This is a genomic window from Nitrosomonas nitrosa, assembly GCF_003051105.1.
Taxonomy (GTDB): domain Bacteria; phylum Pseudomonadota; class Gammaproteobacteria; order Burkholderiales; family Nitrosomonadaceae; genus Nitrosomonas; species Nitrosomonas nitrosa.
Window position 1 is genome coordinate 1 of the sequence record NZ_QAOO01000001.1, and the last position, 11,843, is coordinate 11,843.

The 11,843-nt window shown below is 44.7% G+C and carries 12 protein-coding genes; 9 read left to right on the plus strand and 3 right to left on the minus strand.

Going from position 1 to position 11,843, the window contains the following annotated elements:
* Positions 1 to 76, minus strand: a 76-nt coding sequence (tnpA, locus tag C8R30_RS16595; RefSeq protein ID WP_420812376.1) for an IS66 family insertion sequence element accessory protein TnpA, incomplete at its 3' end; no start/stop codon positions are given.
* A gap of 869 nt (positions 77 to 945) precedes the next feature.
* Between tnpA and C8R30_RS00010 the strand changes: the two genes are divergently transcribed.
* The gene (locus tag C8R30_RS00010) at positions 946 to 1,332 is read left to right on the plus strand and encodes a hypothetical protein (RefSeq protein ID WP_146162660.1); all 387 of its coding nucleotides are present in this window, start codon (positions 946 to 948) and stop codon (positions 1,330 to 1,332) included.
* 622 nt (positions 1,333 to 1,954) lie between these two features.
* Positions 1,955 to 3,559: an ABC-F family ATPase gene (locus C8R30_RS00015; protein ID WP_090672635.1), complete on the plus strand. Its 1,605-nt coding sequence runs from the start codon at positions 1,955 to 1,957 to the stop codon at positions 3,557 to 3,559.
* Between the two features lie 318 nt (positions 3,560 to 3,877).
* On the opposite strand, the gene C8R30_RS16600 is transcribed toward C8R30_RS00015, so the two are convergent.
* Positions 3,878 to 4,114 (minus strand): transposase, encoded by a 237-nt coding sequence (locus C8R30_RS16600; RefSeq protein ID WP_107784420.1) that lies wholly within the window; start codon positions 4,112 to 4,114, stop codon positions 3,878 to 3,880.
* 88 nt (positions 4,115 to 4,202) lie between these two features.
* Here C8R30_RS16600 and C8R30_RS00025 point away from each other — a divergent pair, with 88 nt between their 5' ends.
* The 7 genes from C8R30_RS00025 (at position 4,203) to C8R30_RS00055 (ending at position 9,401) form a co-directional block, all read left to right on the plus strand.
* Positions 4,203 to 4,763, plus strand: coding sequence for an LEA/WHy family protein (locus C8R30_RS00025; protein ID WP_090672629.1), 561 nt, complete (start codon positions 4,203 to 4,205; stop codon positions 4,761 to 4,763).
* A gap of 1,202 nt (positions 4,764 to 5,965) precedes the next feature.
* Complete coding sequence (locus C8R30_RS00030) at positions 5,966 to 6,544, plus strand: PIN domain-containing protein (RefSeq protein ID WP_090672627.1); 579 nt, start codon at positions 5,966 to 5,968, stop codon at positions 6,542 to 6,544.
* A gap of 143 nt (positions 6,545 to 6,687) precedes the next feature.
* Positions 6,688 to 7,044, plus strand: a complete 357-nt coding sequence (locus tag C8R30_RS00035; RefSeq protein WP_090672624.1) for a hypothetical protein — start codon at positions 6,688 to 6,690, stop codon at positions 7,042 to 7,044.
* Between the two features lie 96 nt (positions 7,045 to 7,140).
* Entirely contained in the window at positions 7,141 to 7,524 is a 384-nt protein-coding gene (locus tag C8R30_RS00040; protein WP_090672621.1) for a hypothetical protein, read from the plus strand.
* Positions 7,525 to 7,774: 250 nt separating this feature from the next.
* A complete protein-coding gene (flhD, locus tag C8R30_RS00045) occupies positions 7,775 to 8,092 on the plus strand; it encodes a flagellar transcriptional regulator FlhD (RefSeq protein WP_107789244.1) in 318 nt (105 codons plus the stop codon).
* Positions 8,093 to 8,119: 27 nt separating this feature from the next.
* On the plus strand, positions 8,120 to 8,689 hold the full coding sequence (gene flhC / locus C8R30_RS00050) for a flagellar transcriptional regulator FlhC (protein ID WP_107784423.1): 570 nt from the start codon (positions 8,120 to 8,122) through the stop codon (positions 8,687 to 8,689).
* A gap of 145 nt (positions 8,690 to 8,834) precedes the next feature.
* Positions 8,835 to 9,401 carry a c-type cytochrome gene (locus C8R30_RS00055; RefSeq protein ID WP_107789245.1) on the plus strand — a complete coding sequence of 189 codons (567 nt, stop codon included), beginning with the start codon at positions 8,835 to 8,837 and terminating at the stop codon, positions 9,399 to 9,401.
* A gap of 214 nt (positions 9,402 to 9,615) precedes the next feature.
* Here C8R30_RS00055 and glgX read toward each other — a convergent pair whose 3' ends face one another.
* Positions 9,616 to 11,718 carry a glycogen debranching protein GlgX gene (gene glgX / locus C8R30_RS00060; RefSeq protein ID WP_107789246.1) on the minus strand — a complete coding sequence of 701 codons (2,103 nt, stop codon included), beginning with the start codon at positions 11,716 to 11,718 and terminating at the stop codon, positions 9,616 to 9,618.
* Between the last annotated feature and the right edge of the window lie 125 nt (positions 11,719 to 11,843).

Here is an 11,843-nt window from a genome sequence, read left to right on the forward strand (position 1 = left end):
GGCAATAATCCCTTTGCGATAAGCCGCTTGCCTGCCAGGCTTCTATATGGTTTTGTTTGTACAGCGCTAACACCATCAATTATCCTCTTGAAATAGGTATGGGGATAATAATGGACTAGATTATCTATGGTTAGATGGTCGTGCTGAACGCTTACCCATGATCAGCGAGTTTTTTAAGTCTAGGCGATGAATCAACCAGGAAAGTACTATAACGTAGATGATTGAAAGGCCAAAGTGTATCCATGTTGCAATCAACATAATTTGCCAATTCAGTGTTGCTGGGGGTGGTAAAACCTCCTGTCCAAATATAATTGCTGCCGCAAAACGTGCATCCCGATACAAAATTGAAGGTAAAGCGTCCCAGAATGTCCACCAGAGCAAAAGCTGTACGATGGTCGAAATTATTCCTGCTACAATCCCTGCATATAGCACAGCTAGCCAGAACTTTGGTAATTGAGTGGGCATATAAAAATTATGAATGTTGAACGCAGTTTAGTTAAAAACTGGCGAGCTCAATATTTGGTAGCGTTGTCAATAAGAGACCTGAAGTAATGGCCCTCCATTTTGCTGTCGTTGCGTCACCGTCAAGCATCAAACCCATTGTAGTAATAAGCGAGTCGAGCCTTGGTGACATTAAGCGCTCCTTCTGTGCCTCACTCGATGATATTGACTCTCATGTTCACCGTCCGAAACAGTCTTTCTACTCTGTTTGTCGTCTTTCCTTTACTAGACATATGATAGCTGGTCTCGGTTGGTGAGGATGTCAATTTAAGCCCATTATTTCGTAAAGGGATCTGCAATTGTTAATCCGCAAGCCGCTAGTGTGCGTCAAGTACAGGAGTGTGAATCTACTTCAAATATCTAAAAGAAATTTGTTTAATTTCTTAACTAGAACCCATAATAAAATAACGAATGTTGCTAAACGAAAAGGTAAGGGTAGCCATTATGGACTTAGAAGTAGGAAAGTTAGGCGCGCTAAAATTTCTAACAAAACAGTATATTGAAAACGTTTGGATATCTACCAGCATACATTTGGTTGCGCTCGGTTGGTTATTTTCTTCTGAGCAAATACACATGCTTATAAAAGAAGAGCTTTTTATACAAATTGGTTTAACGTGTATTTTGCTAGGACTTGAATGCCTTCGTTGGTTTGTAAATAGGCCAATTTATTGTCGTATAAGAGTTCTGGAAATGGAAGTAGCAAAAAAAATCAATATAGACTTGGCAGATGCCTATACCATCAAACCCTATAGATTTATATGCAATGAGCTCTTGATCTGTTTGCTAACAGTTTTTGCCATAATCTTTATATGGCTTTATCCATATTTATAAAACAAATCAGGCACTGCGGTTAGAAACGAAAATGTTACCGAGTTTGAGTTAGTCATAAAGAAAACGTGATAAATCTGATGATTATTGGCATGTTTCAAGCATTGGCGAGTATTAAATTAATAAAAACAGGGTAGGTTATAATACCTATTAATCCTACAGTCACTGGTAATAGACAGGAATGAGAAGTTTATCTGCGGGTAACGCTTTGTTATATTGAGATTCCGCCAGAATATTTCGATTGGGGTGCAGGGATGAGCGCCGGACTTATATTTTTTACCTACAAAAAGTTCCATGCACCAATTGCGTTAGATACACCTTTGCTAAATCCAGATGATTGGTCTAATAGCTGGCTTCTCAATACGTTGCTGAGTACCTAATTTTGATAGGTGATGCTGTTATTTCGGAATTTGGTAACATCGCGCGTCCTTTCCCAAAATCCGGTGCAACCGTTTGTAGCTTTGCTTTATCCATCTCGACCATCGTGTCTTGCATAAAATGGCCAGTTCAGAATCTAATTGCTCAGACTCATTCCATATTGGAAGAGACTAACGCTCCACGTAACACTTAAAAACATTTAGAATGTCAGCCCTTTTCTTGCAATATTAACCTTAAGGTATACCTATTGATTACAACAGCCAATGTCACCATGCAATTTGGCGCCAAGCCACTCTTTGAAAATGTTTCCGTAAAATTTGGCGGTGGTAATCGCTATGGTTTGATTGGCGCTAATGGTTGCGGCAAGTCAACATTCATGAAGATTCTTGGCAAGGATCTTGAACCGACTGCTGGTAATGTCGCTGTCGACAGTGGTGAACGGGTGGGAAAGCTGCGTCAGGATCAATTCGCTTTTGAAGATTGTATCGTCATTGATACTGTAATGATGGGACATGCAGAGTTATGGCACGTCAAACAAGAGCGTGACGCAATTTATGCCAACCCGGATGCCACTGAAGACGATTATCTGCATGCTGCAGAACTTGAGTCACAATTTGCCGAGCTCGATGGGTATTCTGCTGAAGCGCGCGCCGGGGAGTTGCTTCTTGGAGTGGGCATTCCATCTTCCCAGCATCATGGATTGATGAGTGCGATTGCGCCAGGATTCAAGTTACGCATATTATTGGCGCAGGCATTATTTTCCAATCCAGATATCTTATTACTGGATGAACCGACCAACAATCTCGATATTAATACGATCCGCTGGCTGGAAGATGTCATCAATACAAGCAAAAATACAATTATCATTATCTCCCATGACCGGCATTTTCTGAACAGCGTTTGCACGCATATGGCTGATCTGGATTACGGTGAGCTACGGATCTATCCTGGTAATTATGATGAATATATGATCGCCTCGACCCAGGTTCGCGAGCGAATGTTAGCAAGTAATGCCAAGAAGAAAACACAGATTGCCGATTTGCAATCTTTTGTCAGTCGTTTCTCTGCGAACGCATCGAAAGCCAGACAGGCAACCAGCCGTGCTCGGCAGATTGAGAAAATAAAACTTGAAGATGTAAAGCCATCCAGCCGCCAATATCCTTTTATACAGTTTGAAGTGGATGAGAGGGATAAGCTTCATCGTCTGGCTGTTTCCATCAAAGAAATCAGCAAAGGTTTCCCCGGCTTGGATAAGCCATTATTTGATCATTTGAGCTTTGACATAGAAGCCGGCGAGAAAGTCGCCATCATTGGCCCTAATGGAATCGGTAAAACTACGCTCCTACGTTGCCTCGCAGGTGATTTAATACCGGATGCTGGCGAAATAAAATGGGCCGAGAAGGCGCGTACCAGTTATTATCCACAAGATCATGCGGCTGATTTTGAATATACCATGTCATTGACCGAATGGATGGATCAGTGGCGACAAGGAAATGATGATGATCAAACGATACGAGGTACATTGGGTCGATTATTGTTCTCGGGCGATGATATTAAAAAATCTACCTGCGTGATTTCTGGCGGAGAACAAGGCCGCATGCTCTTTGGCAAGTTGATTCTCCAGAAACCGAATATTATGCTGATGGATGAACCTACCAATCATCTGGATATGGAATCGATCGAATCACTGAACAGTGCGCTTGAAAAATTTACTGGCACGTTGATTTTTATTTCTCATGACCGGGAATTCGTTTCTTCACTGGCCACACGAATTCTCGAAATGAGACCGGATGGTATTAATGACTTCAAAGGTAATTATGAAGATTATCTTAAATCACAAGGAATTGAATAATTGTGCTTGCTGCAATCATCCAGAGCAGTTGAACCATATAAAGAAACCAGGAAGTGAAGTCGTGTTTAACCGTTATTCGGAACAATTTGCAGATAGCTACGCACACAGCAAAAGATATCGGTACCTTCTTTAGCGCTAAAGCAGTCTGATATTTTGGATGTATACTCATCGCACATGAAATTTCGGCACTCAGGCACTACCGATGATTTGGAAATTATCAGCCAATTGTGTGCGTAATTCTGCTTTGTAATGATCTGATGCTGTGATAAAAGCTTCGCAAGCGCTTTTGAAAAGTGAAAAAGTTTTATGATAGCGACCCTACAGAATCTTCTTTTTGAAAAACTTCCAATAACGCTCAATTAGGTTCAGGTTGGATGCATACGGCGGCAAAAAACCCCGTTTTATTTTTGAGTCGTTGAGATGATCGCTGATCAGTTGGGATCGATAATAAGGAGTATTGTCACAAATAATGTGAATACATGCTGCTGTTGAATGATGTGCTTCGATTTGCTGAAACAATTGGATGGTCGATTGCGCATTTGATGGTATCAACATAGCATCATCGAATGAAACAGCGTACAGTTCTGGGGTATTGCCTAATTAACGCTCATAAAGCTCCGAACACACGAAAGATTATCACCTTATGCAAACGCAACCTTTTTTCAGGACGCAAATACCCCTTGATGCCGCTCCCGATAATGACTGGCGGATACCAGATGGTGGCATAAAACGCATTGTTTTGATTCTGTTTCTAGGAATGATTGTTTTAGTAACAGGCTGTGTCCGTCTGGCTGGAATAAAGCAGAATCCAGATATCTCTTTGGCTGGCATCGAACTTGTGGAACTCGGTCTCCTGGAGCAACGATTCAACCTCAAGCTTCGCATACAGAATCCCAATGACGTAGCACTGCCTATCAATGGCATGACCTTCGAAATTGAACTTGATGGAGCGACTTTTGCTAGGGGGTTGTCCGATAAGGTCGTAACTGTGCCACGTTTGGGTGAAATTGTGATGGAAGTAAAAGCGGCAAGTACTCTTGGAATGGTATGGAAGCAACTTGTTGAATCGCAGAAATCTCGCCGCGACAAAGTTGATTATCGATTATCTGGACGACTTTTCTTGCAGGGATTAGGCAGTGTCCCCTTTGAACAGAAGGGTAACGTATCTATGCCTAATAGCACTGATGATTTAGAGAAACTTTAATCTTTCGTCATCTGATTGAGCCAACTTGGCCAAAGCGAGCGTGCAAGTGTTGTAGTAGGCAGGATGCTGAGAGTGACAAAGGTTTTCTCGCATTAAGAGCCATAATGCATAATTATCGTTTTTAAGCAAACATACCCTTTTTCCAGGACGCAAAATTTCGTTAGGTAGCGCTAATCAGGGATGGTAATTCCAATTCACTTGCTGAAAGGGATGATGAGCAGTGAGTCTATGTGGTTACCGAAGAGGCGCCGCCTCAATGTCATGGGACTAGTGAAATTATCTATTTAAGTTCATTCTCTCTTCAGGGGATCTGCGCCTGTTAATCCGACGGTCCCAGGTTATTAATTTAATTACATGTCCGTAGGGGGTGTGCCGCAGCAAGATCAAGAATCCAAACAAAACTGAGGTATGTTGTCAATAAAGAGTTCATTTAATTACTGGGGTCTAGCTAGGCGGGACCGTGCGGTTACAAAAATGTCTGGGTATCTGTTAAGTTAGGATTTAGCTCAGATATTTACTTTTCCAAATATGCTGAGGATATCCAGGTTAGTCTGTGAGATCGCTTTCAATGGAACGATCGCAAATCCGAATGTATTTCAGTTTTAACGATCACCCTATTGTGCATCTTTCCGCGCCGGTCGGTTTGATTTCACACTCGTTTCTGTCCATATTGCTGACGGATCACATCATGAAACAGTTGGAGTCAATCTCAAATTGAAGCAAATGAAAATAGCCCAAATAAAAAGCTTATTTGCCATTCATGGGGAACAAGATTTCGTACAAAGTAGGGGGGTATTGTTGGAATAACGTTAAAAAGTTCGGAGGATATGCGTATTGACTTGATTGTCAGAAAAATGACCGTTTTAGTGCTAATGCTTCAGCAGTTCAATGATTCGCCCCGGATTTGAACTGAATTTTTCCTGTTGCGTGAAAAACGAAGAGAGCCTTTTGCCAGAGTGAATTGATACGAAGCTGAATTGCGCGCAAAGAGGATAATAATGCAGCAGTCATTTTCCGTGGTTGATTTTATCTCATAAAATCATGACATGGTAAATTCGCCTATTTCTTAACTTTAACAACCGAGTAATTATCGGATAATGATCATGGTGCTATGTGACGGATAGGGAAATTGCTCACATATTGTATGATAAACAAGGTTATAGCGTAGTTTGTTGTTTCCTATTTTTGGAGAGACGCTTTTGATGCATAAACTTCTGCTCGTTGATTTTGAAAACGTTCAACAAATTGATTTTACGCACTTGAGCGACAACACGGACGTGATTATTTTCGTGGGCGCCAATCAAAAGGCGGTTCCGCTGGAGTTGGTTGCCTCTGCGCAGAAGCTGGGTTCGCGTATCGAATGGCAGAAAATAGAGGGCAACGGTAACAACGCGCTTGATTTTCATATTGCTTATCACCTCGGCCGCGTTGCAGAGCGCTCACCACAAATTCATTGCATCGTTCTGTCGAAAGACAAGGGATTTGACCCATTATTGCGTTATTTGAACAAAATCGGGTTGAAAGTCAAAAGGATCAACAGCCTGCTCGAGCTTGATCCGAAATCTGTATCGATAGACGACCCCAATTACAAGCGGGTGATCGATGTATTAGGCAAATCCGACAAGAAAAACCGCCCAAGAAAGCTCAAGACGCTATCGCAGTATATCGCATCGATTTTTCAGAAAAATATTGCGCAGAAAGAGATCGATCACATCATCGATATGCTGTTTGCCAACAAATTGATCACTGAGACCAACAACACGCTTTCTTACGGTTTTTAGAATTGTATTGATTGTAAATATCCAGGTAAAGAAACAGGAGATGCACTGTCTGGCTCGACAATAAACGGCCTCCCTTTAGGCGAAAAAATCAAGAAGTGCTCACGGTTGCCGTTGTTACGCTTTTATATTATGGGAAGTGGATCATGGATAGGTCAACAACGCGATGTGCTTATGCCCTAGCGATGTCAGGCGGAGCCTGCTTATGGCTGGCTACGGCTATGATGAGCGGAAGAACCGAAGCTTGGGATGCGTCTTCCTATTGGACGGTTGCCTATCCACTGGCAATTATATGGTCAGGGTGGCTTGGTTATCGCTTCCCTGAGAGATCTTGGCGTTGGGGGGTGGCAGTGATGTTCGCACAAGCGGGTGTTTTGATGGTATCGAGTTCAAGCTACGGTTTGTTGCCGCTAGGTCTGATTTTGTTTGGTGTTCTTGCGTTGCCAACGATTGGGCTTGCCAATGTGATGGCTAAACTCCGCTTACGTCATGACGTGCAGTGAGGACGCAAAGCTCTCAACGTGGCGCCTCGTCTCAGACAACCTCTTAGTGCCTGTAAAAGCCCTCCCTCCAGCTATCCAACTCAATTGAGGGTAATCATGCGCAAATTTATTTTGATGCCGCTCTTACTGCTGGCGGGGTGTTTCACCGACGCCGCAACGCGTATCGCCTACGATATCGAGGCGGGGGCTCAACGAATTGCTCAGGTAGATGGGGCACGGCTCTCTCTTGCACACCGCACACCGTCAAGATCGGGCGAGTGTGAGGGTAACTATACCGTGCAATTGGATCAGGTGGGTGCGATTATCATCTGGTGTAGGGATAAGCAGGATAGGCAGGTCGTATCTAGCCACAGCACAAGTTACCATCGGCGCTTTGTAGATACGCTACGCACGTTCATTCTGGAAAAGAAGGCGGGTGAGACGTTGTTCATAGAACTCGAAAGACGTGACGGCCGTACGCTCATTACTGAAGCGAAGTAGTTTTTCCCTATTCCGATGGTGGCTGCGTGAAGTGGAATTACTCGATGATAATATACTGTTCAGTGCCTCAGATCTAAACCAAGCGCTTAACGAAGCACTTTTCCTTTGTAAGAAAACGCCTACAAATTTGCTGTCAAAATCCTGACATTGCATTTGGCGGATGCGCCATTTACTTGTCAAGCGCCAAGATCGAGAATGTACCCATACAGACTCGATCCCAACCTTTAATCGTTTGACAAGGAGCGCTGAAATGGAAACAAACCAGATTCTAGATGAAATCAGAGAAATCAACCTTGGCTACATGTTGCTAGCGCAACAGTTGCTACGGGAAGATAAAGCAACCGCAATGTACCGCCTGGGTATTGGCGAAGATTTGGCCAATATTGTAGAAAACTTGACCTCCAGCCAGTTGTTGAAAATGGCGGCCTCCAATATGCTGTTATGCCGTTTCCGATTTGACGATCAGCTGATTGCCGAGATTCTGTCGAGTCATCACCGTGATCGCGCGTTGGCGCAATCTCACGCCACGATATTGATGGCTGGATTGCCCGCAGAAGCGGTTGCTTGATTTGAGATGGCGTAAAAGGAGAAGAACATGAAAGAGAAGAGCCTCTTGTCAGAAGCACGTCAAATTCAGCTTGCAACCGAATTGGTCAAGCTAGGTGCTAGATTGCAGGTTTTGGAAGCCAATACGAAATTGAGCCGTGAGCGGCTGGTAAGGCTATACAAAGAAATTAAAGGGGTTTCACCCCCCAAAGGCATGCTGCCGTATTCCGAGGACTGGTTTACCAGCTGGCAGCCTAACGTGCATTCTTCGCTATTCATCAATATTTACAACTATATGGTTAAGTATGCGCATGTACAAGGCATCGATGCCATCATAAAAAGCTACAAGCTCTACCTGGAGCATATTGAAATCAATCAGCTTCCGCGTGTTCTGAGCTTGACACGGGCTTGGACCCTGATGCGTTTCCTGGAAAGCAAAGTGTTGTGCGTAACGCCTTGCGTCGAATGTAATGGCAATTTCATCGTTCATAGCCTGGAAGTCCATTCTCACCATGTTTGCGGATTGTGTCATGTGCCTTCCCGTGCGGGTAAAACCAAGAAAGTGGAGGCTGCTGCAACAGAAGAAGCGGTTGAGGGTGATCATGAGCATGCAGCTTGACCGGCAGGGTAGACAAGCAGGATAGTCATAAACTGAGATGTCATAACCAAAAATTAAACTTAATACTACAAACGTATCCTTATGTGATAATTTATATCCGTAAGCTGTCATGGATCGTTCTGCATATCCACTAGGAGGAATGAAGATGAAAATGCTGATTGCGGGTTTGTTAGCAGCAGTATTGGCGCTGGTATACGTGGTGATCGACACCGGAGTTTACAATATGGCCGCTACCGAGAAACACTGGGCCATTACCGAGAAGGTGATCACTTGGGTTCGTGAAAGCTCGATCAGAGCCCGTGCGGAAGATTTGGTACCCCCTGTCTTGGAGGAATCCATTATTCTGGATAAAGGGGTATCGCATTACAACGCGATGTGTATCGGTTGTCATCTGGCGCCAGGTTATTCGACTACGGAATTGGCCACGGGGCTTTACCCACAAGCGCCTCTATTCTACGAAAGAGTACCCGTGACGGATGAGGAAGACAAAAAATATCTCATCAAGAAATACTTTTGGGTAATCAAAAATGGAATCAAAATGACAGCCATGCCTGCCTGGGGGTTGACCCATGATGACGAGTCGATTTGGGCAATGGCACATTTAGTGCAAAGATTACATGGCATGACCGCTGAACAATACACAGCATTAGTGAAATTACATGGTGATGATGCCGATGACGATCATCACCACGAGGAGGCTGCTCGAGAATAGCGAGGGTGAGTCTAGTTGAGTTGGATTTTTCGATCATTTGAGGTGAATAGTCGTTCTATTTAACGAAAAGGATCGGAAAATCCAGCCATCCAGGCTCGTTCGCTGTAGATTAGTCTCGGACAGCCTCCGGGGGATATGCTGATGGATCAAATTAGTGGTATGCGCGATACAGTAGCAGACGGAATTGATTGCATCTGCAAGCTCGATGCGTATTTCATTGAGAAGCATGACGCAATATCACGACTGAACGGCTTTCTACCTTGATTCGGCTTGCTGCTTTAAGTGGTTTTTCATTCTCGTGCCAGCCGATATGGGTATCGAGCTCTTTTATCCAGCGTGTCCCCCACTGCGAGCCAGGCAGAACGAAAGTCAGTGCTTCGTGATGCGCGTTGAAAATTACATAGAAATTATCATCTTTTACCGGCTCTCCACGTGGGTAGGGGTTAGGGATAGTCGCACCATTCAAGAATACACCCAGTGATTTGGCGTAGCCGAGTCCCCAATCTTCTTCAGACATCTGCTCGCCTTCGAGCGTAAACCAAGCGATATCCTTGACATCGCTGCCATGAATCGGCTGACCTTGGAACCAGTGCCGACGACGGAAAACAGGATGTTCTTTGCAGTAGTGAATGAGCCGCTGACAAAAGGCGAGAAAATCTGTATCCGCATTTTCCCAGTCATACCAGGAAATTTCATTGTCCTGACAGTAACCATTGTTATTTCCTTGTTGTGTCCGGCTGATTTCATCGCCACCCAGCAGCATGGGCACGCCCTGGGACAGCAATAATGTAGTCAGGAAATTTCGTTTTTGGCGGTTTCGTAGCTGGCGTATTGCCTTATCTTCAGTAGCACCTTCTTCGCCACAATTCCATGAACGATTATGGCTTTCGCCGTCCCGATTACCTTCACCATTGGCATCATTATGTTTTTCGTTGTAAGAGACCAGGTCTTCTAAAGTAAACCCGTCATGCGCAGTGATGAAATTGATACTTGCATAGGGAAGGCGGGAGGTGTTTTCGTACAGATCGGAGCTGCCGGTAAAACGGGAAGCGAATTCGCCGAGTGTTTGGTCCTCACCCCGCCAGAAATCACGGATGCAGTCTCGATATTTTCCATTCCACTCGGTCCACACGGGGGGGAAATTTCCTACCTGATAGCCGCCTTCGCCGACGTCCCAAGGCTCGGCGATCAGCTTGACTTGGCTGATCACTGGATCTTGCTGGATGATATTGAAGAACGCCGAAAGCCGGTCCACATCGTGTAATTCACGCGCCAAGGTCGCGGCCAGATCGAAACGGAATCCATCAACATGCATTTCCAACACCCAGTAGCGCAAGGAGTCCATGATCAGTTGGAGTACGAAAGGGTTGCGCATATTCAGGCTATTGCCTGTGCCTGTGTAATCTTTGTAATAGCGCCGATCATCACACAGGCGATAGTAATAGGCGTTATCGATCCCTTTGAAACTGAGCATCGGGCCGAAGTGATTCCCTTCTGCCGTATGGTTGTAGACGACATCCAGAATAACCTCGATGCCAGCGTGATGCAAAGTTTTGATCATTTGCTTGAACTCAGCGACTGCGGCACCTGGACGCTTCTGGTAAGCGTATTCGCTATGAGGTGCGAAATAACCGATCGAATTGTACCCCCAGTAGTTACGCAATCCCTGGTCGACTAAATGCTTGTCGTGAATGAAATGATGGATCGGCATGAGTTCGATTGCCGTCACGCCAAGCTGCTTGAAATAATCGATAATCACAGGATGTGCCAATGCTGCATAAGTGCCCCGTAACTCTGGAGGAATTTCTGGGTGCCGGGCCGTGAGCCCTTTGACATGGGTTTCATAGATGATGGTTTCATGCCAGGGGATTTGTAGTCTTCGATCGCCATTCCATTCGAAGTGGGGTTGGTGCACGACACTATGAGGGACAAAGGGCGCGCTGTCCCGATCGCTGCGTATGTCGGGGCCTTTATCGAAGCAATAGGGAAAAACCGCTTCATGCCACTTGACCTGGCCTTCAATTGCTTTCGCATAGGGGTCGAGCAGCAGTTTGGCGGGGTTGCAACGCTGCCCGTTGGTGGGTTCCCAAGGTCCATGAACGCGAAAACCATAGCGTTGTCCGGGTTCGATGGAGGGTAAGTATCCATGCCAGCAATAGCCTGTTACTTCAGGTAAGTCGATACGGGTTTCAATCCCTTCTTCATCGAACAGGCAAAGCTCGACACGCTCCGCGATTTCGGAAAATATCGAGAAATTGGTACCGGAACCGTCATAAACAGCCCCTAGTGGATAAGGTTGTCCTGGCCATACTTTCATATTTTTATTTTTTCTAGGTGGAAGAATTTATAATTTTGGTGCAATTAACCTTATATACTAACCTTAATAGCCCGATTCACGCTAGGGTTATAGATGCTGATTAAGTGACTATCATCCAAAAGGAG

Excerpts from the sequence above, each read along its gene's own strand:
- C8R30_RS00010 (WP_146162660.1), top strand. The coding sequence starts at position 946 with ATGGACTTAGAAGTAGGAAAGTTAGGCGCGCTAAAATTTCTAACAAAA.
- C8R30_RS16600 (WP_107784420.1), bottom strand. The coding sequence starts at position 4,114 with ATGTTGATACCATCAAATGCGCAATCGACCATCCAATTGTTTCAGCAA.
- C8R30_RS00025 (WP_090672629.1), top strand. The coding sequence starts at position 4,203 with ATGCAAACGCAACCTTTTTTCAGGACGCAAATACCCCTTGATGCCGCT.
- C8R30_RS00030 (WP_090672627.1), top strand. The coding sequence starts at position 5,966 with ATGCATAAACTTCTGCTCGTTGATTTTGAAAACGTTCAACAAATTGAT.
- C8R30_RS00035 (WP_090672624.1), top strand. The coding sequence starts at position 6,688 with ATGGATAGGTCAACAACGCGATGTGCTTATGCCCTAGCGATGTCAGGC.
- C8R30_RS00040 (WP_090672621.1), top strand. The coding sequence starts at position 7,141 with ATGCGCAAATTTATTTTGATGCCGCTCTTACTGCTGGCGGGGTGTTTC.
- flhD (WP_107789244.1), top strand. The coding sequence starts at position 7,775 with ATGGAAACAAACCAGATTCTAGATGAAATCAGAGAAATCAACCTTGGC.
- flhC (WP_107784423.1), top strand. The coding sequence starts at position 8,120 with ATGAAAGAGAAGAGCCTCTTGTCAGAAGCACGTCAAATTCAGCTTGCA.
- C8R30_RS00055 (WP_107789245.1), top strand. The coding sequence starts at position 8,835 with ATGAAAATGCTGATTGCGGGTTTGTTAGCAGCAGTATTGGCGCTGGTA.
- glgX (WP_107789246.1), bottom strand. The coding sequence starts at position 11,718 with ATGAAAGTATGGCCAGGACAACCTTATCCACTAGGGGCTGTTTATGAC.